We start from the raw sequence: 23,763 nt of genomic DNA on the forward strand, positions 1-23,763 counted from the left end.
ACACGCAGATGATCGACAGATCCTTCATCGGGCGCAGTTTTCCGCCGCTACATGTCGATGTAGAGGCTGGCCAGCTGCGCGCCTTTGCCCGCGCCACGGGCCAGCGCGATCCTGTGTACTGGGACGAGGAGGCGGCGCAGGCCGCAGGCTATCGCGCCCTGCCCGCGCCGCTCACCTTTCTGTTTACGCTGGATCAGGAGCGCGAGGATCGGTTCTATTTCATCAATGCCATGGGGATCGAGCTGGGCCATGTGCTGCACGGCGAGCAGGCCTTTAGCTACGCAGCGCCGATCTGCGCCGGCGACACAGTGACCCTCACCTGCACCTGTCTGGATATCTACGACAAAAAGGGCGGCGCCATGGAGTTTGTCATCCTGAAAACCCAGGCGGTGAACCAGCTGGGCGAGGATCTCGGCACTATGACCAGCACCATCGTTGTGAGGGACCCAAAATGAGTGTTTTTGCACAGGGCGTGACCTATGACGGGGTTGCGGTTGGCGACACTTTGCCTGCCGTGAGCTCAAAACCCATCAGCCGCACCACGCTGGCGCTGTTTGCGGGGGCGTCGGGCGATCACAACCCGATCCACATCGACATCGACTTTGCCAAGGCGGCAGGCATGCCGGATGTCTTTGCCCACGGTATGCTCGGCATGGCTTACTTAGGCCATCTGCTCACCGCCTGGGTGCCACAGCGCGCCGTGCGGGAGTTCTCCACCCGGTTTGTGGCCATTACGCAGGTGCATGCAATTGTGACCTGCACCGGCCGCGTTGTGGAGAAACGCGAGGGCAATCTGGTGGCGCTGGAGATTGAGGCCGCCGATCAGCATGGCGAGGTCAAACTGGCAGGCAAGGCACTGGTACAGCTGCCCTAGAACCGAGCCGGGCGGCGCCCTCCCAGGGGGAGGATCGGGCTCTGCCCGACGTACCGCCGGACGGAACACTTCATATGTCTTTAATAACGGACTCACAAAAGATGACAAAGCTCGCAGGCAAAACCGCCTATATCACTGGCGCCGGACGTGGCATTGGCCGCTCCATCGCGCTGAAACTGGCCGGTGACGGCGCCAATGTGGTGCTCAACGATCTGGACGCAGAGCCAGCCCAAGCGGTTGTGGCCGAGATCGAGGCCATGGGCGGCAAGGCGCTGGCCATTGCAGGGTCCGTCACCGCCCCCGGCTTTGCCGATGATTTCATCCAGGCCGGGATCGACAGGTTCGGCGGCGTAGACATCATCGTCAACAATGCCGGCTACACCTGGGATGGCTTCATCGGCAAGATGAGCGACGCGCAGTTTGACGCCATGATCGATGTGCACCTGAAGGCGCCGTTTCAGATCCTGCGCGCCGCCGCCCCCTTTATTGCCGAACAGGTCGCGCAAGAGACCGCCGAGGGCCGCGAAGTGTTTCGCAAGGTGGTCAATATCTCGTCCATTTCAGGCACCGGCGGCAATGCGGGACAGGCGAACTACTCTGCAGCCAAATCCGGCGTCATTGGCCTGACAAAAACCATGGCCAAGGAATGGGGACGCTTTAAGGTGAACGTCAACGCGGTGGCCTTTGGCATGATCTCGACCCGGCTGACCGAAGCCACCGACGAGAAGAAATCTATCGAGGTCGAAGGCAACAAAGTCGCCATTGGCATCCCGAAAAAGCTGGTGCAGGGTATGGAAATGATGATCCCCCTGGGCCGCGCCGGCACCGCCGAAGAGGCCGCAGGCGGCGTCTATCTCTTCTGCATCCCCGAGAGCAACTATGTCTCAGGCCAGACCCTGATCGTGGGTGGCGGCTTTGGCGGCAGCTGACCAGTCCTAGGATCAGAACTGGTTCAGACCTAGGATCAGGCCTAGGATCAGGCCTGGAACCAGAACTGGATCAGAGCCACAGCACGCAGCAGAGACTTAGGCCTGCCCCTCACCTGCAGGGCAGGCCTCAAGAGGGAGAAGACATCATGCTTGAGGGCATCCGCATCATTGAGGTCGAAGGCCTCGGCCCCGGCCCCTTTGCCGCAATGACACTGGCGGATATGGGCGCCGATGTGATCTGCGTTCACCGCAAGGGCGGCAGCGTCACCCCCGGTATGCCGGAACGCTCTTTGCTCGATCGCGGCAAGCGCTCGATTGCGCTGGACCTGAAAGATCCGTCCGATATCAATGTCTTTCTGGCGCTGGTTGCCACGGCGGACGGGCTGATTGAGGGCTTTCGCCCCGGTGTGATGGAGCGGCTGGGGATCGGCCCTGCGGCCTGCCAGGCGGTGAATCCCGCGCTGGTGTTTGGCCGCATGACAGGTTGGGGACAAAAGAGCGCTCTGTCACAAACCGCAGGCCATGATCTAAACTATATCTCCCTGTCTGGCGCGCTTTGGTATGCTTCCACGCCCGGGGATGCGCCCCTTACCCCTGCCACGCTGGTGGGCGATATTGGCGGCGGCGCGATGTACCTGGTGGCGGGCATGCTGGCCGGGCTGCTCAAGGCCAAGACAAGTGGCACCGGCACGGTGGTGGACGCGGCGATCTACGATGGCTCGGCGCATATGATGAACCTGTTGATGAGCATCCGACAGGGCGGCGGCTTTGGCGAGGCCCGGGGCAGCAATCTGCTGGATGGCCCCCACTGGAGCCGCAGCTACGCCTGTGCTGATGGCGGCTACATGACCGTGCAATGCCTTGAGCCAAAGTTCTACGCCCAGTTTCTGTCGCTGATGGGGTTAAGCGACGATGCTGATTTCCAGCACCAGTTTGACACCACAAAATGGCCCGCGCTGACCGGACGCCTTGCCGGGCTTTTTGCCAGCCAGACCCGCGCCCACTGGGCCGATCTGTTTCAGGGAACGGATGCCTGCGTCGCCCCCCGGTGCTCAGCCCGGATGAAGCCCGCGAACACCCGATGAACACCCGTGGCACCTGGGTGGACCACGAGGGCGTGCTGCAGGCCGCCCCCGCCCCGCGGTTTTCCGACGCCCCCGACTGGCAGCCCGCCGCCAGCCCGGACCGTGGCCAACACAGCGCGGATATTCTGGCCGAACTCGGCCTCAACAAGGACTGATCGCCATGACTGCCCATATCTCGCCCTGGATGGATGAAGAACTGACCCTGCTGCAGGACAGCCTGCGCACATTTTATGCCACTGAAATGGTGCCGCATGAGGCCCGCTGGCAGGAGCAGGGCCATATTGACCGCGACTTTTGGAACAAGGCCGGCGCATTTGGCATCCTCTGCGCCTCGGTTCCGGAAGAATACGGCGGCATGGGCGGCGACTTTCGTCATGAGGCGGTGATCGCCACCGAGCAATACCGCGCCGCCGGCTTTTCCGGCTTTGGCAATTCGGTACACAGCCAGATCTGTGCCGGATATATCCTGGATTACGGCTCAGAAGCGCAGAAAAAGCGCTGGCTGCCAAAGATGGCCAGTGGCGAGATGGTCTGCGCCATCGCCATGACAGAGCCGGGCACCGGGTCGGATTTGCAAAACATCAAAACCACCGCAAAGCTGGATGGCAATGAATACGTGGTGAACGGCTCAAAGACCTTTATCACCAATGGCCAGCAGGCCGATCTGGTCATTTTGTGGTGGCCAAGACCGACCCCAGCATGGGGGCCAAAGGCATCTCGCTGATGGTGGTGGAAACCGCTGATGCGCCAGGGTTTGCCCGGGGGCGCAATCTGGAAAAACTGGGCCTCAAAAGCCAGGACACATCCGAGCTGTTCTTTGACAATGTGCGGCTGCCACCGGAAAACCTGCTGGGCGGCACTGAGGGTCAGGGGTTTTATCAGCTGATGAAATCGCTGCCACAGGAACGTCTTGTGGTGGCTCTGGGCGGGGCGGCCGCGATGGACAAAGCGCTGGAAGAGACCGTCGCCTACACCGCCGAGCGAAAGGCCTTTGGCAAGCCGCTGCTGGAGATGCAAAACACCCGGTTCAAGCTGGCCGAGGTCAAGACAGTGGCCCATATTGCCCGGGTATTTCTGGATGACTGTGTTGCCAAACATCTGCGCGGTGAGCTGGACGCCACAACTGCGTCGATGGCGAAATGGTGGGTGACACAGATGCAATGCGACACCATGGATGAGTGCCTGCAACTTTTTGGCGGCTATGGCTATATGTCGGAATATCCGATCTCGACGATGTATGCCGACGCACGGGTGCAAAAAATCTACGGCGGCTCAAACGAGATCATGAAAGAGCTGATCGCCCGCAGCCTTACACCCTGATCCGCCCAGCCTGAGCCACACAGCCTGAATCACGCAGCCTGAGCCACGCAGGCAATCCACACGAAAAACCCGCGCAACAGCATCCTGTCGCGCGGGTTAAACTGGGGTCAAAAGCGGGGCACTCAGTCCTACTTTTTGCTGGCAGCCGCCGCCTTCATGCGTTGCAGCAGCGCCGTCTTATCTTCGGCTTTATCATAGGGGTTTTTGCGGCTGCCCTTGGCGTTGTGCTCCGCGTGACGCGGTGCATTGGTGCCCCGCCGTGCGGCGCCGGTCTTTCCATAGTCCATGGCTCTGCCTTTGTATGTTGGGGATGAGAGGAATCTCTGTTGTCGCGCTGATGCCCCAAATGCGGCTTATTTGCAAGGTGAGGCCGCTGCACGGCACTGTAACACAGGCGCCAGGCCGCTGATGTCAGGCCGTTGATGTCAGGCCGGCGATGTCAGGCAACAGGTGGCTGGTAGGTCAGCACCTGGTTCAGATAGCCTTCCTCACCAATGCGAAAATGGGTTTGGCCGCTGATCTCAAACCCCATGCGTTGATAAAAGGCAATCGCTGCAGTGTTTTGCGCGTTTGTCGTCAGCCAAGGGGCCTCAGCGCCCAATTCAGCGCAGCGCTTCAGCCCCGCCTGCAGCAGCGCGCGGCCCACTCCCCGCCCATGGTGGCGTGGCTGCACATAAAGCGTTGCGATCTCAACCGCGGACCCCGGCCCCGCAGGCGGCGTTGGCCCCTCAGAGATGCGGATAAAGCCGTCAATGCCCTCAACATTCTGCGAGACAATGACGGTCTCATTCTGCTGTTGCAGCAGCGACTGAAACCGCTCCGGGGTCAGTTCGGAAAAGATATAGCCCGCAAACAGATCGTTCACGCCACGGCGCAGGTAGGTGCCAACCCAGACCTCAATCGACAAGGCCGCCAGACTCGTCGCGTCCTCAGAACGCGCCGGGCGCAGGCTGATCTTGCCCTGATGGCTCTCAGCCACCCCGCACCGTATCAATCATCAGCTGCACATTGTCCGGGTTGGCATCAGGTGTGATGCCATGGCCAAGGTTGAAAATATGCGGACCGTTCTTGAACGCCTCAACAATGGCGCGGGTCTCATCCACCAGATCCTGACCACCGGTGACCATATGGCGCGAGGCGAGGTTGCCCTGCACGCAGCCATCCACCTGCAGGTTCTGCGCCGCCCAGACGGGATCAACCGAGTTGTCCAGCGCCAGACAGTCAATGCCGGTAGCCTTGGCAAAGCCGAGGTATTTTTCGCCTGCTTCACGGGGAAAGCCAATCACGGGAATACCGGGATGACGCTGTTTCAGCGCGGCAGTGATCTGGCGGCAGGGCTCCAGCGCGTATTTGCGGAAATCCTCACCTTTGAGCGAGCCGGCCCAGCTGTCAAAGATCTTGACCACTTCGGCGCCGGCTTTGATCTGCATGGACAGATAGTCAATCGTCGCCTCGGTGATGCGCGCCAGCAGCGCCTCGAACAGAGCGTTGTTTTCCTGTTTCAGGGCATGCGCTGGAGCCTGATCCGGCGTGCCACGACCGGCAATCATATATGTCGCCACAGACCAGGGCGCGCCTGCAAACCCAATCAGCGGGGTCTCGGCAGGCAGTTCCGATTTCAGGATCTTGATCGTTTCATAAATCGGGTTCAGCGTCTCATGGATATCCGCAGCCGGGCCCAGTTTGGAAAAATCACCCTCGGTGGTGATGGTCGACAGACGCGGGCCTTCGCCGGTGACAAACCACAGATCCGCGCCCAGCGCCTGGGGGATCAGCAGAATGTCGGCAAACAGGATGGCGGCGTCAAAGCCATAGCGGCGGATCGGCTGCAGGGTAACCTCGGCGGCAAGGTCGGGATTGTAGCAGAGTTTCAGAAAATCACCGGCCTGGGCACGGGTGGCGCGGTACTCGGGCAGATAGCGACCCGCCTGGCGCATCATCCAGATCGGTGGGACGTCTTGTGTTTCACCCGCCAATGCGCGCAGCAGTTTCTTCTGTTCGGCCATGTCACCCTCGGTTTTACGTGCTCATTTGCTTGCCCCATGAGGTCGGCCCAAAGCGGCAAATTGTCAAGGGCAGCTGGACCAGAGCTTGCAACGGCAAATCGCCGCTACTAAAGGTTTGACTATGACACAGAACCTGCCCTCCCCCGCCTCTCCGCTGAAAATCGGCACCCGTGGATCGCCTCTGGCGCTGGCTCAGGCCTATGAGACCCGCCGCCGTCTGGCCGGGGCCTTTGATCTGCCGCATGCGGCCTTTGAGATCGTGGTGATCAAGACCAGTGGCGACAATCAGGCGCTGATCGCGGCGGACAAGCCGCTAAAGGAGCTGGGCGGCAAGGGATTGTTCACCAAAGAGATCGAAGAGGATCTTTTGTCGGGTGCCATTGATATCGCGGTGCATTCGATGAAGGACATGCCGGTGGCCCAGCCTGCCGGGTTGTTGCTGAATTGCTATCTGCCGCGCGAAGATGTGCGCGACGCCTTTGTGTCGCCAAAGTTCTCCCGCCTGCTGGACCTTGAGGCGGGTGCAGTGGTCGGCACCTCGTCGCTGCGCCGCCGGGCCCAGCTGATGAACCGCCGCCCGGACCTGAAGGTGGTAGAGTTTCGCGGCAATGTGCAGACCCGGCTGAAGAAACTGAACGAGGGCGTCGCCGAGTGCACCTTCCTTGCCATGGCCGGGCTTAACCGGTTGGCGATGCAGGATGTGCCTGCCACCGCCATCGAGACCGATGATATGCTGCCTGCCGTGGCCCAGGGCGCCATCGGGATTGAGCGGCGCGGCAATGACAATCGCGTCGCCGCCATGCTGGAGGCCATCCACGACCAGGCCACCGGCCAGCGGCCTGCGGCCGAACGCGCCTTTTTGGCCGCCCTGGATGGCTCTTGCGAGACGCCAATTGCCGGGCTGGCAGAGCTTACGGGCGGCAGTCTGCGCCTGCGCGGTGAAGTGCTGCGGCCGGATGGCTCAGAAGCCATTGCCGAGGACCAGAGCTGTGCCATTGAAGACGGCGCCGAGCTGGGCCGCGCTATGGCCGACAAACTGCTGGCGCAGGCCGGTCCCGGTTTCTTTGACTGGCGCCAGTAAGGTGCGCCTGTAGACGCGGCAGTTTCCCCAAAAGGACGCCACGACATACGCCAGAGTATGACGCCACGCCCCATTTGACCGCCCCCCTGATTTTAGGTGACCCTGAGATCAGGAGGAGCGCCACATGACACCCGGAAAGACCTATCTGAGCAGCGAAGAAATCCGTCCCCTGGCCGAACGGTCCGACGTCATGGGGGCCTGGCTCGTGCTGCATTGCTGGGGCGTGATTGCAGGCGCGCTGGCGCTGTTTGGGCTTTGGCCCAATGTGCTGACCTTTGTTCTTGCCGTCATGGTGATCGGCTCGCGTCAATTGGGCCTGGCGATCCTGATGCATGAGGCCGCCCATAATGCCCTGTTCAAAACGCGCCGGTGGAACGAGACCATCGGTGAATGGCTCTGTGGTCGTCCGGTTCTGGCTGAGCTCGCCGCCTATCGCCATTATCACCTGACGCACCACCGTTTCACCCAAACCGACAAAGACCCCGATCTGGTGCTGAGCTCGAAATTCCCCACCTCCAAGGCCTCACTGCGGCGCAAATTCACCCGCGATCTGACCGGGCAGACCGGCGCCAAGCAGCTGCTGGGCCAAATCCTGATGAGCTTTCGACTCGCCGGTGACAAAGACGCCATTGAGGCCGCCGCCTCAGATTTTGCCCAGAGCTTTAAGGCGCCACATCTGTGGAAATCCCTGCCGGTGTTTCTGGGCATCATGCTGGGGATGAGCCTGTTGGGCAGTTGGTGGTGGGGCTTTGCCTTTTGGTTGTTGCCGTACCTCACCTGGTTCCAGTTTGTGCTGCGGGTGCGCAATATCGCCGAACACGGCGCCACCGAGCAGTCGGAAAACCCGCTGCAAAACGTCCGCACCACCAGGGCCGGCCCTCTCGCGCGGCTGTTTGTGGCGCCCTATTGGGTCAACTACCACCTGGAGCACCATATGGTGATGCATGTGCCCTGCTGGCAGCTGAAACACATGCACAAGGCGCTGCTAAGCAAGGGGCTGGGGCAAGAGATGCGCATCGCCAAGGGCTACGGTCAGGCCATGGCTGAAGCAGGCTGGAAGCGCGCCTGAAAGCACGGCCTATCTGGCCTGTTCTGAATGGGTGTTTTCACAGGCAAGATCCCAGACTCAGCCCTACTGGGCTGGCTGCTGCAACTGACCAGACCAGCAGCCAGGTCTCGGGGCTGTCGTGGAACACGTTCAGATCCACATTGCCCTTGATGCCGGGCACAACACCAGTGCCGCTATATTGCCAAAGGCGCCAATGGGCGCCGGGATAGACCTGGCGCGGATGGCCGGCGACTGAGCGCAGCCAGAACTCAACGCCGCGCAGTTTGCCTATGCCAGTCTCCGCGAAGAAATCCACCGTGGTGTAGATCACCGGGCGCTGGCCATAATGCGCTTCAAGCAGCGACAGAAACTTGCGCGCCTCCGTGCGCACCAGGCGGCCATCGGGGCGTTTGGTGCAGGTCTTTGAGCGCGGGTTCCACTCCATATCCAGCACCGGTGGCAGCGCCGAGGCATCACGTGGCACATGTTTGATGAACCAGCGGGCCTGCTCTGCAGCACTGCGACAAAAGCAATAGTAATGATAGGCGCCGCGCTGCACCCCGGCCCGCGCCGCCCCTTGCCAGTGGCTGTTAAACCCCGGATCGGCCAGATCACCGCCCTCGGTCGCCTTGATATAGGCAAAGGAGACCCCGGCGCGCTGCACCTGCGGCCAGTCGATCACGCCCTGATAGCGCGACACATCAATGCCGTGGATCGCATAGCTGTTGGGCCCCGCCCCTGCCAGGAATGTGGATCACTATCGCCAAACCGGGGGTAGGTGATCAGCTGCGCCAACTGCGCCTGCGAAGGGCGCCGGGTCGGTGTCCCTACGGCCTCTGATCTGAGGAGGTCAGGCGCCAGATCAGAAACGGGGCCTGGAGTACAGCCGACCAAAGTCAGCAACAGAAATGCCAAAAAGAACTTCCCGACTCGCATGACTAGTCCACCACCTACGCTGATCCCAATGAAATAGACCACACGGTGCAGTGTAAGGCCACGTTGGGTCATCAAGCAAACACCCCATAAAGTGTTTGATGGAATCGAAAAACACCTAGAGGGTGATTTCGTGGCCAAAGCTGCCGACGGCGTTCACTATTAGATGGGCTCCAAGCGGTCACAAGGGGGAGATGTGAGCTATTGGGAGACTTGGCCAAAACAGCGCAGGCTGTTTGGCCTGACAATTGTGTTGCTTGGTTTTGGACCTGTTGCAGGCTGCTCGGCGAACGGAGTTGGCCTGATGAAGCAAACCCGCCAGACAACAAAAACCGCTATGGTCCTGGAGCGCTATGCCCCTGGACTACATCTGGAACTGGAACCAGATCGGTTGGGCCTCACACTTGGCGCGTTTCAAGGACAGTATCTTTATCCTGCGGCCTGCCCACAGGCGGCACCTGAACGTCAGATCGCAGAACTGCCCTCCCGCCGTATCATCGGCGCGTATTTCAGTCTGGGCGCACAGGGGATCGAACTGGGCCTGGGCCTGCGAGAAACCACCGCCATGCTTTCACTCCCGGCTGACAGCAGCTACGGCCGCCGCCTGGCCTTTGTGCCGAGTGCACCAGAACAAAACAAGCTGGCCCTCATGCAGCCTGCCAAATGCATGGATATTTAAATGAAGACACACAGGGAAAGGAATAGACCGTGAGGACGTTTTTCATCTTGGGAATTCCCATACTGGCCCTTTTGGGCTGCGACCAGAACCTCTATGTCGCCCATGACACAGTACTGGGCATAAACGCACGACTGAACAAGGATCGCGCGGCAGGCAAACTGGTCATCGGCTATGATCGCGAATTCATCACCATCGTCCCAAAAGGCAGCCGAACGGAACCGGTCACAGGTGAAGAGGATCAAACTTCCACAAGCAACGCCAGCCGGGATGTCATGTCCTCACTTGGCTGTAATTATCTGGAGGCTGAAGGCCCCACGCTAAAGCGCTATTCGGATATGGTGATCACGGGTGAAGCCGCCATCAAACTGGCCGCCAAAATCAAAGAGGAAAACGATAAATTCCTGGATTGCAATCACTTCGATTTGACAACGAGCAAAAGCACTTCAACCGATGGAGAATAGACTGATGATCAGATATCTGTTCACCCCAAAAACCGCTATCCTGATGTTATTATCGATAGCTGGATGTAGTGAGTCCCTTGTTTTCACAGAGAAAACTGGCTTCAATGCCGCCGTCAATATTGATGCGGCTCAGGGCTCACCGATCGAGACCAATCTGGGGCTCACCCGTCGTGTTGCCGGTCTGGTTCCACCTATCAGAAAAGACAAATACGGCAACTCTGATGGCGAGGCTGCGAACTTGGTAGGCGGTTTCCAGGTGGTACAAGACCCCGACGACAACAACGTTTTTAATACCACCGTGAGAGTCGCCAGTGGCTATGCAACAGGGCCTGCTGCCCTCGCCCTGATTGGAGAACTGAGCGGCTCTTCTCAAAGCACCAAGGTTCTCCCTACAGGCGAGACTGCAGCAGCCATCGCACCCAAAGATGAAAAGCAAACCCTCGCCGCCGTCGCGTCAGTTATGAGACCGGCCCAGGTCGCCAAGGCCTCATCAAAGCAAATAGCCGCCGAGAGCTATCAAAAAGCCTGCCTGGACTTAGGCGGCAAGTGGGTTCATCAAAAAAACGACGCTGGGAAGCTGGTGCAAACATGCGAGCAATAGGGAAAACCAGGATCAGACCCACTTGGCCATTGGCGGCAGGCTCATCAGCACCGCATTGGCATCATGGCCGGTTTCAAGACCAAATTTAGTCCCCCGGTCATAGACCAGATTGTATTCGGCATAGAGCCCGCGATGCACCAGCTGCGCGTCTTTGTCGGCCTCGGAGAACTCCTGCACCCGGCGCTTTTCCACCAGCGGCAGATAGGCGGGCAGGAAGGCGCGGCCAATGTCCTGCGTCAGGGCAAAATCTGCCGCCCAGTCGCCGGTATTGTGATCATCCATAAAGATGCCGCCAACGCCACGGGCACGGTTGCGGTGAGGGATATAGAAATACTCGTCCGCCCAGTCTTTCAGGCGCGGATAAAGCGCTGTGCCATGCGGGTCGAGGTACTTGCGCTGGGTGGCGTGAAAATGCGCGGTGTCCTCGGCGTATTCAATACAGGGGTTCAGGTCCGAGCCACCGCCAAACCACCAGGCATGCGGCGTCCAGAACATCCGGGTGTTCATATGCACCGCTGGCGCATGCGGGTTGCGCATATGCGCCACCAGCGAGATACCCGAGGCCCAAAAGCGTGGATCTTCCTTCATGCCCGGCAGCCCCTTGCGGGCCGCCATCGCGTTTTGCGCCCGCTCGCCAAGGCTGCCGTAGACCTCGGAGATATTGACGCCGACCTTTTCAAACACCCGGCCGCCACGCATCACGCTCATCAAACCACCACCGGCGTCAGATCCATCGGCCGAGGCCCGCGTGGTTTCACTGATCTCAAATCGCCCCGGCGCAAGATCCGCAAAAGGCCCAACAGTATGGCTGTCCTCAAGTGCTTCAAAGGCGGCGACGATCTCATCGCGCAGGGAGCGGAACCAGGCGGCGGCCTGGGCTTTTTGGTCAGTCATGTCAGCGGTCATCAAGGCGTCTTTCTGCAAGTAATCAACTGGGTGGCCAGCGCGTGAAACCGGGGGTGGCCCGAATAAAGCACCGGTTTAGTGCACAGGTTTAGTGAACCGGTGCAGCCACGGGGTCCAACAGGGTGCGGCCGCCGTCCAGGGTCATGATCTGTCCGGTCATAAAGCCAGAGGCATCCGACGCGAGGAATTGCGCCGCCTCGGTGAGCTCGGTCGGTGAGGCAATCCGGCACAGCGGCGTATGCGCCTCAATGTCATCGCGGTAGCTGCGGTTGTCCTTCAGGGTGGACTGCATTGACGCGCTCATCACCGAGCCAAAGGCGATGGAATTCACCCGGACGCGATGCGGTGCCAGAGAGACGGACAGCGACCGGGTCAGCTGATCCAATGCCGCCGAGGCCACCGAATAGGCCATCAGTTCCGGGTGGGTGCGGCGCGCCGCAATAGAGGACAGGTTGATGATCGCCCCTAATGCATCGGTGCCTTCGCGTTTCTCACCCTGCTTGATCATCCGGCGCGCCACCTGCTGCGACAGGCGCAACGTGGGCAACAGGTTCTCTTTCAGCAGCAGCTCCAGCGAGTCATCATTGGGGTCCAGAGGATCACTCTGCACCACCTGCCGGGCGCCGTTGACCAGAATATCCACGTCTTCGAACGCGTCAATGGTGGCCGACAGCAGATTGGCAATGGTCAGCCTTTCGCGCAGATCACCAGCAAAGTAGCGGATATTGCTTTCATCCGCCTGGGCGCCAAGCTCGTGGACCAGGGCGGCTTCATGGGTATCGGCAAACATCACATTGGCCCCGGCCGCAACAAACTGGCGGCCAATGGCAAGGCCAATGCCGGTCGAGGCGCCGGTGACGATGGCTGTCTTGCCAGAGATCGAAAAGGACACGTCGGCACACTCCCGAGAATTGATTTTGGCTGCGAGACTATCCCCCGGCACCCGATATTGGAACGGAGAATTTAAAGCCCAGCAGAAGACAGCCTAGCGCTTGGCGCGGCGCGGACGTTGCGCGTGCAGCACCTTGAACCGATTGTTCCCCGCAACCTCGCTCACGACGGCAAACCGCTCGCCCAGAATCGTTTCATAGGGCAGATGGCGGTTGGCCACCATCCACAGATGACCCGAGGCTGACAGCATCTTGGCGGCGGCTGCGATAAAGGCCTGGCCCAATTCGGGTTCGGCACTGCGGCCAGAGTGAAACGGCGGGTTCATCACCCCCGTATTTACCGGACCTGTATTCACCGGACCTGAAGCTTGCCAATGGCGCGCATCGGCCCAGTAGAATTTGGCCCGCGGATCAGTGACATTGCGTCGCGCGCAGTCCAGTGCGACGTGATCGGCCTCAACCAGATGCAGCTCTTCCACGCCCGTGTGGGTCAGGATCTGTGACGAAAGATAGCCCCAGCCGGCTCCCAGATCGACCACAACGCGGCCCAGCTTTTCCGGCAGGCTCTGCGCCAGAAGCGCCGAGGCCGGATCAATGCCATCTGCGGAAAACACCCCCGGTGCGGTGACGTAGCCGTCAACCTCGCTTGTTTCATCTGGCATCCAGTCCGCAAGGGCAGCGTTTCCACCCTGGAACCAAAAGATCTTGCCATGGGCTTTTGATATCGGTGCCGAGACCTCAACGAGTTTGCGCAGCCCTTTCAGGACCGAATCGATACCGTCGGTCTTGCCGCCATCCACCAGCACAGGACCGGAGGTGACAGCCGAGGCCTGCGCCACCAGCAGCCGGGCCTCGGCTTTGGCGCGCGGCAGGAAAACAACGGCGGCGGCGAATTTCTCGCCCTCGGGCACGGCACTCACCCCCGGCAGGCAGGCAAAGCCGGCCGCCTCATAGCTTTCAAAAACAGGCCGCGTGGGATGCAAAATCAGCACGCGCTCTTTTGGCAGGGCGGACAGATCCAGCCCGGCGCTGGGAGAAAAGACGGCAATGCGACCCTCATCGGGCATGGCACAGCCACCCGGAGCAAAGGCCAGGGACAGGCGCAGGGACATATTAAAGGGCCTCTTTGAGGGTTGGAATTATTCTTCTTTTTCCATCGTACACTGCAGCGGATGCTGGTGCCGATTGGCAAAGTCCATAACCTGACCAACCTTGGTCTCGGCTATTTCATGGGTAAAGACCCCCACCACCGCGAGGCCTTTTTTGTGCACGGTGAGCATGATCTCAAACGACTGCGCATGGGTCATGCTAAAAAACCGCTCAAGCACCAGAACGACAAACTCCATAGGCGTGTAGTCGTCATTGAGCAGCAGCACCTTGTAGCGCGGCGGGCGTTTGGTCTTGGGGCGTGTTTTTGTCAACAGACCAAGATCAGTATCGTCGTCGTCCGACATTTTGGACATCATCACAGGCTGCAGCAGCATCGGCTATCGGTTCCAGTCATGCATGGAAATCTTTCATCTGCTTATATAGCGTAAAGACTGCGCAGGAAAAGGGATTGAAACGGCACCGTGACACGTAATTTAACAACAATCGGTTTTGATGCCGATGACACGCTCTGGCATAACGAGCGCTTTTTCCGCATCACGCAAGAGCGTTTTGCAGAACTTCTGCAAGACCACACGCCACGGGCGATGGACCGTACGGCGCTGGAACGCAGTTTGCTGGCGGCGGAAAAGCGCAATCTGGGACGCTACGGCTATGGTGTCAAAGGGTTCACCCTCTCGATGATTGAGACCGCGATTGAGGTGACGGATCAGCGGGTTCCTGCTGTGGTGATCCAGGAGTTGATTACCGCCGGACAGATGATGCTCTCCTATCCGATCGAGCTGCTGCCCCATGCGCAGATGGCGGTCGAACAACTGGCGCAAAGCCACCGCGTTGTGCTCATAACCAAGGGGGATCTGCTGGATCAGGAGCGCAAACTGGCGCAATCGGGCCTGGGTGATTTGTTTGACGCCGTCGAAATTGTTTCGGAGAAAACACCCGAGATCTACCAGCAAATTTTTGCGCGCCACGGTGAGGGGCCAGAGCGCGCCATGATGGTCGGCAACTCCATGCGCTCTGACGTGGTGCCGCCAATCAGTGCCGGCGGCTGGGGCATCTATGTGCCGCATTGGGCAGACTTGGGAGGTGGAGCACGCCGAGCCTCCGCTTCACAGCCCACGCTATCGCGCCCTGAAAGATCTTAGCCAACTGCCAGATCTGGTTGCCGAGATCGACTAAGCGCTCAGTCGAATAGAACCGCGCAGATAGAACCGGGCAGATAGAACCGGGCAGAAGAGACCGAGCAGGTCAGACCGAGCAGGTCAGACTGGGCAATCAGACTGGGCAATCAGACTGGGGCAAAGACTGCACAAAAAAGGGGGGGGCTCCCGCGCCCGCCATATGCCCTGACCTTACGGTCAGAGCCTCCGGAGCGGCCTTGGGCCCGGCGCCGCGCAAAGCGCGGCGCCGGGCCCAACGTGAGGCGGGCATTTTAATGCCCAACGCAACGGCGGGAGCCGCTCCTTTGCCCGCGTACAGCTATCGTATTCACAATGAACTCTACCTTTGGGAAATTGGAAATTCCTGCTGGTCGGGTTGGTTTTACGCTGGCACAAAAGTACCATCCAAAACCGACACAAGCCGCCAGGAGCAGACGTCAAATGCCACATGCCGAAATAAAATATTCAAACGACCTCGACCTCGACGCCCCTGCGATTTTGGCTGAGATCGAGACCATCATACAGCGCCACGATGCCGGCGCCGGGGCCTGCAAAGGGCGCGCCTACCCCACTGGTGGCTACCATCACAGCCACGTCACCGTCAGTATCAGCCTGCTGGAAAAACCGCACCGTGACGCGGAATTCTCCAACGCTCTGCTTGCAGAGCTGGAACAACGCGTCAGCGCGATGATTCTCTCACCCTGCGCATTTTCCCTGGGGCTGCAGTATTCCTCCCCCTTCTACGTCACCCGCCAACATACCCCTTAGCCCCTTGAGCCCCCTGCATCTGCCGCCCAAACCCACCGAACCCAGACCCTGGCTGCAGAAAAACAATCTCGACCTGTTGCTTAAGCGCAGCAAATGTCCAAACCTCCCGGTGATGAGCAAAAAGTCAGAGCCGTCGCCGCGGCGGATTTTATAAACACTTTATTAACACAACCCCGATCTAGGAGTACCGCTGCGCCACGCCACTATATCTGGGGGAAGCCCTTTCTCAGGGCCAGCCAACCCCTGCTCACCATGGTTTATTCCATGCCTCCAATGTGCTAGCGTTCTCAGGCAAGCAGGCAAAAGCGTCAGCCGGAAACCGGCGACAAGAGGCAAAAATGGCAGATATAGTGCAGATCAGGTGGTTTCACCTGATTCGCGGACAGCGGGCTTGCGCCCGGGCTGTGCTGTGGATCATGGGTGTGATTCTCTCTCTCGGGATGGCGCTGGCGCCCCCGCGTAGCGTCCAGGCGGCCCCCTATGCCGCCGTTGTTGTCGACGCACGTACGGGCGAGGTTTTGCACTCGCGCAACGCCGACACCCGATTGCATCCTGCCTCTCTCACCAAAATGATGACCCTCTACATCGCCTTCGAGGCCGTGCGGAACGGCGAAATCTCGCTGGATCAAAAGGTGCGTATCAGCAAGAACGCCGCCGCCGAGCCGCCCTCAAAGCTGGGGCTGAAGACCGGCCAGCGCATTGCCTTTCGCTATCTGGTCCGGGCCGCTGGGGTAAAATCCGCCAATGATGCCGCCACCGCCATTGGCGAGGCCATCTCGGGGACCGAAGCCGCCTTTGCCCGGCGCATGACCCGCCCCGCCAAAGCGCTCGACATGTCACGCACCACCTTTAAAAATGCTCATGGGCTCACGGAAACGGGTCACATGTCCACCGCCCGCGACATGACCAAGCTGGGCCGCCACATCCTCTATGACTACCCCGAGTATTATCACCTGTTTTCCCGCACCACAATTGACGCAGGTGTGCGCACGGTTCCCAATACCAACCGCCGCCTGCTGGCCTCTTACAAGGGCGCCGACGGGATCAAGACCGGCTATACCCGCGCTGCCGGCTCCAATCTGGTGGCCTCGGCAAAACGCGGCAACGAGCGCATCATCGCCACGGTGTTTGGGGGCAAATCCTCCACCTCGCGCAACGCCAAGGTTGCCGAGCTTCTGGACCTTGGCTTCCGTCGGGCGCCCTCGCGTGCCAAACTGCGCACGCCAGGCCGACCCGCCTATGTTGGTAACAAGGGGATTGGAGCCTCCACCCTGGTTGCCGGTGCCGAACAAGCCACCACCAGCGGCCAAAATGGCGGCGCGGGCAAAACCATTCGCGTCAATGGCCTTGTCAAATCCAGCCTGCGCCCCAAGGGCCGCCCCCTGCCCGCAGCTCCGATCCAGATTGCAGAGGCCACCGCTACCTCAAAGGATCTGACCGAGAGTGCGCTGCAAGAGGCGCAGACAGCAGCCAGCAGTTCAAATACGGCAACAGATACGAAAACAGATACGGCAACAGGCATAGACCCCGAGATTTTGCAGGCCAGCATCACAGCCGCGATTGCAGAGGCCAAGATCTTGCCCGCCTCAACTGGCAGCAGCGCCTCCGCCACCGCCGAACCCAGTCAGGTGGTGCTCGCAAAAGCAGTCTTGCCCCGCGCGCAAACCGTTCCCTTTAAAGGGCTGCGCCCCCTGGCCCGCCCGGCCAGTTTTGCCCAGGCCCAAACCACGGGCAGCCCGGCGCCGGTTGTAATCACCCGGCTTTCGACCTCGGGGGGGCGCTATTGGGGCATCAATGTCGGCCGTTACACCAGCCGCTATCAGGCGGAAAAAGTCCTGTTGCGCACCGCCTTGTCTGAAATGGAAAGCCTCGACGGAACCCTGCGCAAAGTGGCGGAATCGCGCCTTGGCTTTGACGCAAATTTTCTGGGCATGAGCAAAGAAGGCGCTGAGCTGGCCTGCCGCCGCCTGCGCGCCCGCAATGTGACCTGCGACACCCTGGGTCCCGCCTCATAGGGGCGGGGCCATACCCCTGACGGCCACGATCTTACCTCGTGACAGGCCGCAACAGCAAAGGCCCCTTGTCATTGGCGAAGGGGCCTTTTCTACATCTGGACGTCTCTGTAAGGCCGCAATCGGCGCTGGTCAGGGCTTGGGGTGATCATCCCATTCATCGCTCAGAATACGGCGCGAATCCCCCTCGGGGTCCTCATATTGGTTCGAGCGCACCGTATAGATAAAGGCCACGAGGGCACAGCCGCCAAGCAGCAATGAAATCGGGATGAGATAGGCAAGAACGCTCATGACTCGGGACCTGTTATGGGGCTCGGCACTGATTATTTCAGGCGCAGGGCATTGAGGGAGACCGTGATGGACGAGGTAGACATCGCCAGGGCTGCAATCAAGGGTGTTGCAAAGCCCGCAATGGCAAGCGGCACCGCAATCACGTTGTAGAGCGTGGCAATGCGAAAGTTTTCGCGAATACGTTTGGTGGCCTTGCGCGCCACCACGCAGGCCTCTGCGATGGGCTCAAGGTCCTGGCCCAGAAGCACAATATCAGAGCCACCCGCGCCGCATCCAGCGCAGAAGCAGGTGAGATCGACACATGTGCCGCCGTGAGCGCCGCCGTATCATTAAGGCCATCGCCCACCATCAAAACCTTGCGCCCCTGCTGCGCAAGCATTTGCACCCGTGCCGCCTTATCCTCCGGCAGCGCCTCGGCCACCCATTTCTGAATGCCCAGACGCTTTGCCAGCGCCTCAACCGCGCCGGTGGTATCACCCGAGATCAACAAAACCTCTTTGCCCGCCGCAATCAAAGCAGAGACAGCTTTCGCGGCACCGGGACGCAGGCTGTCGTGAAACAAGAAACCCTGCGGCGCCGCACCCGTGCCAGTCTCTAGCCAGGCCGCGGTTTGGCTGCTCTGATCGGCACCCAGCCAGGCGGCCCGGCCAAGGCGCACGCGGCGTCCCTGAAACTGGCCCTCGGTGCCAAAACCGGGTCGCTCCTGCAGATCGCTCACTGCGGCTGGCGACACGCCTGCGGCGCGCGCGGCCGCGGTCAAGGCCCGCGACAGCGGATGGGACGAGCCTTCAGCGAGGGCCAGAGCGATCTCCAGATCCTCTCGGGTAAAATCACCGATGTTTTCCAGTTGCGGCGTGCCGGCCGTCAGCGTGCCCGTCTTGTCAAACACCACGGTATCGACCCCTGCCAGACGCTCTAATGCGGTGGAATGTTTGATCAGCATGCCCTTTTTGAACAGCCGTCCCGAGGCCGCTGTGGTCACCGCAGGCACCGCAAGGCCCAGCGCGCAGGGGCAGGTGATGATCAGCACGGCGGCCGCGATATTCAGGGCGACACGCAAATCGAAGGTATAAAAATACCAGCCCACAAAGGCCAGCGCCGACAGGATATGCACCCCGGGCGCATAGAGCTTTGCGGCGCTATCCGCCAATGAGGTATAGCGCGAGCGCCCCGATTCAGCGATGGCCACCAGATCCGCCATCCGGTGCAACGAGGTGTCCTCACCCACGGCCTGGGCCCGCACCACCAGCGGTCCTGTGAGGTTGACCTCGCCTGCACAAACCTGCGTGCCGGGTGCGGCAAAAACCGGCAGTGTCTCGCCGGTCAGCAGCGAGCGGTCCAGCTCTGACTGACCTTCGGAGATGACGCCATCCACCGGCATACGCCCGCCGGGGCGCACCAGAATGAGATCTCCAATCGCCAGCTCGGCCACCGCAACCTCGACCTCAGCGCCTGCCTGCATACGAATGGCGCGGGGCACCTCCAGTGCGGCCAGCTCTTCGGCGGCCGACCGCGCCACGGCGCGGGTGCGATAGTCGAGATAGCGCCCGGCGAGCAAAAAGAACGTCAGCGTCAGGGCGGCATCAAAATAGGCGTGCTCACCCGACAGGCTGGTCTCCCAGAGCGATGTGGCCAGCGCCAGCACCAGCGCCAGTACAATCGGCACATCCATGTTGAGACGGCCAACGCGCAGAGCGCTCCAGGCGTTTTTGAAAAAGGGTTGACCGGCAAAGATCCCCGCCGGAAAGCGATGGCCGCCGAGATCCAGTGAAACATGTCACGGGTGGCATCTGTGGCCCCGGACCAGACCGAGATCGACAGAAGCATCAAATTCATCGAGGCAAAACCCGCCACCGCCAGCCGCATCAGCAGGTCGCGCCCGGCGCGGTCACTTTGGCTGGCGGCAAGGCTGGCCAGATCCAGCTCATGCGCCTCAAACCCCAGCCCCGCCAGAACCGGGATCAGATCTGCGGCGCGCAGGTCTGGCTCTGCCTCAATCAGGGCGCGTTTCAGGGTCAGATTGACCCGCGCGGAATGGACGCCGGGATGGGCATTCAGCCCCCGCTCAACCGCCGCGATACAGGCCTGACAGTGGATGGTTGGCAAGGATAGCGCCAGACGCGCCTCGGTCGGGGCCTGTTCCACCGCCTCAGACGGAGCGGCGACACAGCCGGGGCATACAGCCATCGCGGGGCGCATCTGGGCGGTCATTTCCGGTCAGCCTCCGACGTGCAGAATCACCCGCTGGGTGAACTCAACACCGTTTTTGGCCCGCGCCACCATACGGATGTTCCAGTTGCCCGGCCCCAGATCTGCCGGGGCCACATAGGCGGTGCCGTTGAACTGGAAATCAGGGAACTGATCATCCTTTACATGGGTGGCCCGGCCCAGCGTCGCGCTAAGCTTGGCCACCTCAACAGGAGCGCCCGTCGCATCAGTGATCTCAAGCATCACCTGGTCGTCCAGTGCCGAGGCATAGACCGACCAGCCCAGCGACTGCTGCGCACTGCGCCGCACATCGAATTCCTGGCTGGCGACATAGGAGTTCTTTACCTCCAGCCCCGGAAAGGTTTTGACCGCATTGTAGGCCAGCGCCAAATTGACGCTGATGATGACCCCAAAGGCGCCACAAAAGACCATCAACATGTGACGACCAGTGAATTCTCGCGTCCCCTTGGCCATGATCAGTTTCCTTTTCCGTTAAAGGTGGTGTCTTTATAGGCCCGGTCGCCGGTGATCAGGTCTTCGACCCAGATCCGAACCGGCGTTGATTCCGCGTCCGTCGCGGCTGCCCCCTTTGGTGTCACGATATAGACCCGCTGAAGATAGGCGGTATCCGCCGGAACCTCAACCGAGGCATAGGGCGTGCCTTCGAGCTGAACCCGCATCGAGGGGTCGCCTTTCAGGGACAGTTGGAACTGGCGCGCCTCACCGTGTTTGTTGCGCAGACGCACATCATAGGTGTTGCGTACCGAGCCATCGGACAGCGTGACATAGGTCGGGTTACGCACCGGCGCCACCGTCAGGTCGATGTCCGAGCGGATGAACAGGGCAAAAACCAGCCCCAGCCCGACAAAGCTCCACATCGAAGTATACATGATGGTCCGGGGCCGCAGGATATGCTTCCAGATGTTCTTTGGCGGCTGGCCTGCGCGCTCGTGCGCCTCGTCCGACAGCGCCATATAGTCGATCAGCCCGCGTGGCTTGCCGATCTTGGCCATGACATCATCGCAGGCATCAATGCACAGCGCACAGGTGATACATTCGAGCTGCTGGCCGTCGCGAATATCAATCCCCATCGGGCAGACATTGACGCAGGCCATGCAGTCGATGCAGTCGCCCTTTGGCTCCTCCGCGATCTCAGCCTTTCCCTTCTTATTGTTCAGCTTGCCACGGGGCTCACCGCGCCAGTCGCGGTAGCCCACCACCAGCGTGTCTTCATCCATCATTGCCGCCTGAATACGTGGCCAGGGGCAGGCATAGATGCAGATTTGCTCGCGGGCGATGCCGCCAAAGAAGAAGGTCGTCGCGGTGAGCAGCAGCATGGTGGTATAGGCCACCGGGTGGGCCTGCCCCGTCACCAGATCGACCAACAGCGTTGGGGCGTCGGCAAAATAGAACACCCAGGCACCGCCAGTGGCGAGACCAATCAGCAGCCAGGACGCCCATTTGGTCAGGCGCAGGCGCGCTTTGCGAAAATCCATCTTCTTTTGCCGGTGCAGGCGCAGGCGGGCGTTGCGGTCGCCTTCGATCCAGCGCTCGACCAGAATAAACAGGTCGGTCCAGACGGTCTGCGGACAGGCATAGCCACACCAGACCCGCCCCAGAGCCGAGGTAAAGAGAAACAATCCCAGCCCGGCCATGATCAACAGCCCGGCAACAAAGTAGAACTCATGCGGCCAGATTTCGATCCAGAAAAAGTAGAAGCGGCGATTGGCCAGATCCAGCAATACCGCCTGATCCGGCAGAGCAGGACCCCGGTCCCAGCGAATCCAGGGGGTGATATAGTAAATCCCCAGAGTGATCGCCAGAATGTACCATTTCAGATTGCGAAAAACGCCCGAGACACGTCGTGGAAAGACGGGTTCCCTGGCGGCATACAGGCTGGGGGCGGGATCGGAATCGCTCACGGACTCACTCCACTTTCTTTATTTCTCTGATTGGGTTCTCTCAAAAGAGACCGGCGCACTCTTTGACGTGGATCAAAAAGAGCATCAGACAAGTATCTTTATCTCTCAAAGCGTATTTATAGCTGCGGCACGATTTATAGCTGCGGCGCGCTGTCTTGCGCCTTTCTGTGCCGCCGCAGCCAGGAGATAAACAGGCGCGCCTGCACCCGCTGCACTCCGGGGCGCGTTACAATATGATAGCCGCGCTCTTCATTACTGGTGAAAAGCTCTACCAGTCGTCCGGCTTGCAGATCCTCACTGACAAAATCTTTTACACCCACGGCCACGCCCTGCCCGTCGCGCACCGCCTGCATCAGCAGATTGCCCGGCAGTTTGATGCTGGCGCCGCGAATCGCATCCGCCACCCCGCGTGAGCGCAGCCAATGCGCCGCCTCGGTGGTGCCCAGTTCTTCGAGCCAGGGATAGTCCAGCAGATCCTCTGGGCTGCGCACGACCCGCCCCTGCAGCAGGCTGGGGTGCGCCACCACCGCCATGGGAGAGGCCAGCAGGATTTCCGCCTCCAGCCCGGCCCATTTGCCATCACCATAGCGAATGGCGATATCGACGCCGCCGGGGTGCAGCTCGACAATCTCGCCGCGGGGATCAATGACCAGATCGATTTCAGGCTGCTTCATACGAAATTCCGCCAGACGCGGCATTAGCCAGTTGGCGGCGAACATCGGCGTGCAGCTGATATGCAGCGGCCGCGCCGCCCCCTGCGTGCTGATATCCTGCACTGCAGACTGCATCGCGCCAAAGCCCAGCAACAGGGCCTGGGCCAGATGGCTGCCCTCAGGGGTCAGGGCCAAAGCCCGGCCACTGCGATCCAGCAACTGCGCGCCAAGATGGTCCTCCAGACTGCGCAGGTGCTGGCTGATGGCAGCATGACTGACATTTAGCGCCGCCCCTGCCCTGGCAAGGTTTGCGTGTTCAGCATAGGCCGCAAAGGCGCGCAAAGCAGCAAGAGGCGGCATAGACAGCCAATCCATGTGTAATCCAAACTTACATAACTACATTTTTCCTGAGTCGCATGTTGCGCCGAATTTGGCGACAGTCAAAGGCAGAAACACCAGCACAGGAGATTTCAAGATGCTGATCGATATCTACGCCCGCTCCATGATGACCGCGACGCGCCACGACTGTGTTCGGGTCCGGGATATACCCCCTGCAGCAAAACCACCGCGCGCCTTGCCTGCGGCCTATACGCTGCCAGAACGCACGCCAGGGATTTTTGCCAGGCTGCTGAGCTGGTCCAGAGGGGCCCTCGCCGGGCGCACCCCTTTTGCGCGTGGGCTGAACCAGCCGGTGCGCTGCATTGATCTGCAAAAACTGTAACAGCTGCGATGCGCCCCTGATCCCTGGAGAATGGGAAAGAGACAGAAAAAGGGCGTCGGCTTTTCAGGAAACGCGCGAACAGATCAAAAAGCCGACGCTTGATCCCTA

At 60.4% G+C, this 23,763-nt stretch carries 23 protein-coding genes and 4 pseudogenes; 14 read left to right on the plus strand and 13 right to left on the minus strand.

All coding sequences use genetic code 11. The features are described 5' to 3' along the window. Positions 1–8 precede the first annotated feature (8 nt). The 5 genes and pseudogenes from B4968_RS16760 (at position 9) to B4968_RS16780 (ending at position 4,208) form a co-directional block, all read left to right on the plus strand. Entirely contained in the window at positions 9–455 is a 447-nt protein-coding gene (locus tag B4968_RS16760; RefSeq protein WP_083100575.1) for a MaoC family dehydratase N-terminal domain-containing protein, read from the plus strand. Beyond that, complete coding sequence (locus B4968_RS16765) at positions 452–874, plus strand: MaoC family dehydratase (RefSeq protein ID WP_083100576.1); 423 nt, start codon at positions 452–454, stop codon at positions 872–874. Before B4968_RS16760 ends, B4968_RS16765 begins: the two co-directional genes overlap by 4 nt. Before the next feature lie 101 nt (positions 875–975). Continuing rightward, positions 976–1,803, plus strand: a complete 828-nt coding sequence (locus B4968_RS16770; protein ID WP_083100577.1) for an SDR family NAD(P)-dependent oxidoreductase — start codon at positions 976–978, stop codon at positions 1,801–1,803. Positions 1,804–1,949: 146 nt separating this feature from the next. Beyond that, positions 1,950–3,043: pseudogene (locus B4968_RS16775) on the plus strand (CaiB/BaiF CoA transferase family protein). A gap of 5 nt (positions 3,044–3,048) precedes the next feature. After that, positions 3,049–4,208 (plus strand): annotated as a pseudogene (locus tag B4968_RS16780) (acyl-CoA dehydrogenase family protein). Between the two features lie 128 nt (positions 4,209–4,336). On the opposite strand, the gene B4968_RS23715 reads toward B4968_RS16780, so the two are convergent. From B4968_RS23715 to hemE, 3 genes are all read right to left on the minus strand, one after another. Next, positions 4,337–4,495, minus strand: coding sequence for a hypothetical protein (locus B4968_RS23715; RefSeq protein ID WP_162843574.1), 159 nt, complete (start codon positions 4,493–4,495; stop codon positions 4,337–4,339). A 152-nt stretch (positions 4,496–4,647) separates the two neighbouring features. Next, complete coding sequence (locus tag B4968_RS16785) at positions 4,648–5,187, minus strand: GNAT family N-acetyltransferase (RefSeq protein ID WP_241525814.1); 540 nt, start codon at positions 5,185–5,187, stop codon at positions 4,648–4,650. After that, positions 5,180–6,214 carry a uroporphyrinogen decarboxylase gene (hemE, locus tag B4968_RS16790; RefSeq protein WP_083100578.1) on the minus strand — a complete coding sequence of 345 codons (1,035 nt, stop codon included), beginning with the start codon at positions 6,212–6,214 and terminating at the stop codon, positions 5,180–5,182. Before hemE ends, B4968_RS16785 begins: the two co-directional genes overlap by 8 nt. 121 nt (positions 6,215–6,335) lie before the next feature. Here hemE and hemC point away from each other — a divergent pair, with 121 nt between their 5' ends. Further along, positions 6,336–7,295, plus strand: a complete 960-nt coding sequence (hemC, locus tag B4968_RS16795) for a hydroxymethylbilane synthase (RefSeq protein WP_083100579.1) — start codon at positions 6,336–6,338, stop codon at positions 7,293–7,295. A 124-nt stretch (positions 7,296–7,419) separates the two neighbouring features. Next, positions 7,420–8,364, plus strand: a complete 945-nt coding sequence (locus B4968_RS16800; RefSeq protein WP_083100580.1) for a fatty acid desaturase family protein — start codon at positions 7,420–7,422, stop codon at positions 8,362–8,364. Between the two features lie 37 nt (positions 8,365–8,401). Here B4968_RS16800 and B4968_RS16805 read toward each other — a convergent pair whose 3' ends face one another. Beyond that, on the minus strand, positions 8,402–9,043 hold the full coding sequence (locus B4968_RS16805) for a glycoside hydrolase family 25 protein (protein WP_420916541.1): 642 nt from the start codon (positions 9,041–9,043) through the stop codon (positions 8,402–8,404). A gap of 537 nt (positions 9,044–9,580) precedes the next feature. Here B4968_RS16805 and B4968_RS16810 point away from each other — a divergent pair. From B4968_RS16810 to B4968_RS16820, 3 genes are read left to right on the plus strand one after another with little or no spacing between them, the layout of a single operon-like run. Then, entirely contained in the window at positions 9,581–9,955 is a 375-nt protein-coding gene (locus tag B4968_RS16810; RefSeq protein WP_139792876.1) for a hypothetical protein, read from the plus strand. Between the two features lie 47 nt (positions 9,956–10,002). Beyond that, on the plus strand, positions 10,003–10,416 hold the full coding sequence (locus B4968_RS16815) for a hypothetical protein (protein WP_139792877.1): 414 nt from the start codon (positions 10,003–10,005) through the stop codon (positions 10,414–10,416). Positions 10,417–10,420: 4 nt separating this feature from the next. After that, positions 10,421–11,017, plus strand: a complete 597-nt coding sequence (locus tag B4968_RS16820) for a hypothetical protein (protein WP_083100583.1) — start codon at positions 10,421–10,423, stop codon at positions 11,015–11,017. Between the two features lie 12 nt (positions 11,018–11,029). On the opposite strand, the gene hemF is transcribed toward B4968_RS16820, so the two are convergent. The 4 genes from hemF to clpS form a co-directional block, all read right to left on the minus strand. Beyond that, positions 11,030–11,923 (minus strand): oxygen-dependent coproporphyrinogen oxidase, encoded by an 894-nt coding sequence (gene hemF, locus B4968_RS16825; protein WP_083100625.1) that lies wholly within the window; start codon positions 11,921–11,923, stop codon positions 11,030–11,032. Between the two features lie 88 nt (positions 11,924–12,011). Beyond that, a complete protein-coding gene (locus B4968_RS16830) occupies positions 12,012–12,815 on the minus strand; it encodes an SDR family NAD(P)-dependent oxidoreductase (protein ID WP_083100584.1) in 804 nt (267 codons plus the stop codon). 93 nt (positions 12,816–12,908) lie between these two features. Then, positions 12,909–13,925 (minus strand): class I SAM-dependent methyltransferase, encoded by a 1,017-nt coding sequence (locus B4968_RS16835; protein ID WP_083100585.1) that lies wholly within the window; start codon positions 13,923–13,925, stop codon positions 12,909–12,911. A 27-nt stretch (positions 13,926–13,952) separates the two neighbouring features. Next, the gene (gene clpS / locus B4968_RS16840) at positions 13,953–14,297 is read right to left on the minus strand and encodes an ATP-dependent Clp protease adapter ClpS (RefSeq protein ID WP_083100586.1); all 345 of its coding nucleotides are present in this window, start codon (positions 14,295–14,297) and stop codon (positions 13,953–13,955) included. A gap of 87 nt (positions 14,298–14,384) precedes the next feature. On the opposite strand from clpS, the pseudogene B4968_RS16845 reads away from it, so the two are divergent. The 3 genes and pseudogenes from B4968_RS16845 to B4968_RS16855 all read left to right on the plus strand — a co-directional run bounded on the left by B4968_RS16845 (position 14,385) and on the right by B4968_RS16855 (position 17,863). Further along, positions 14,385–15,099 (plus strand): annotated as a pseudogene (locus B4968_RS16845) (HAD family hydrolase). Positions 15,100–15,521: 422 nt separating this feature from the next. Continuing rightward, on the plus strand, positions 15,522–15,848 hold the full coding sequence (locus B4968_RS16850) for a hypothetical protein (RefSeq protein WP_083100587.1): 327 nt from the start codon (positions 15,522–15,524) through the stop codon (positions 15,846–15,848). A gap of 338 nt (positions 15,849–16,186) precedes the next feature. Next, positions 16,187–17,863 (plus strand): D-alanyl-D-alanine carboxypeptidase family protein, encoded by a 1,677-nt coding sequence (locus B4968_RS16855; protein WP_083100588.1) that lies wholly within the window; start codon positions 16,187–16,189, stop codon positions 17,861–17,863. Positions 17,864–17,992: 129 nt separating this feature from the next. Here B4968_RS16855 and ccoS read toward each other — a convergent pair whose 3' ends face one another. The 5 genes and pseudogenes from ccoS to B4968_RS16880 form a co-directional block, all read right to left on the minus strand. Beyond that, entirely contained in the window at positions 17,993–18,151 is a 159-nt protein-coding gene (gene ccoS, locus B4968_RS16860) for a cbb3-type cytochrome oxidase assembly protein CcoS (protein ID WP_083100589.1), read from the minus strand. A 32-nt stretch (positions 18,152–18,183) separates the two neighbouring features. Further along, a pseudogene (locus tag B4968_RS16865) lies at positions 18,184–20,362 on the minus strand (heavy metal translocating P-type ATPase). A 6-nt stretch (positions 20,363–20,368) separates the two neighbouring features. Continuing rightward, positions 20,369–20,833 (minus strand): FixH family protein, encoded by a 465-nt coding sequence (locus B4968_RS16870; RefSeq protein ID WP_083100590.1) that lies wholly within the window; start codon positions 20,831–20,833, stop codon positions 20,369–20,371. A 2-nt stretch (positions 20,834–20,835) separates the two neighbouring features. Next, complete coding sequence (gene ccoG / locus B4968_RS16875) at positions 20,836–22,281, minus strand: cytochrome c oxidase accessory protein CcoG (RefSeq protein WP_083100591.1); 1,446 nt, start codon at positions 22,279–22,281, stop codon at positions 20,836–20,838. Positions 22,282–22,415: 134 nt separating this feature from the next. Next, a complete protein-coding gene (locus tag B4968_RS16880; protein ID WP_083100592.1) occupies positions 22,416–23,309 on the minus strand; it encodes a LysR family transcriptional regulator in 894 nt (297 codons plus the stop codon). 100 nt (positions 23,310–23,409) lie between these two features. On the opposite strand from B4968_RS16880, the gene B4968_RS16885 reads away from it, so the two are divergent. Then, positions 23,410–23,655 (plus strand): hypothetical protein, encoded by a 246-nt coding sequence (locus B4968_RS16885; protein ID WP_139792878.1) that lies wholly within the window; start codon positions 23,410–23,412, stop codon positions 23,653–23,655. Positions 23,656–23,763 lie beyond the last annotated feature (108 nt).

This window comes from Pseudophaeobacter leonis, assembly GCF_002087335.1.
Taxonomy (GTDB): Bacteria; Pseudomonadota; Alphaproteobacteria; order Rhodobacterales; family Rhodobacteraceae; genus Pseudophaeobacter; species Pseudophaeobacter leonis.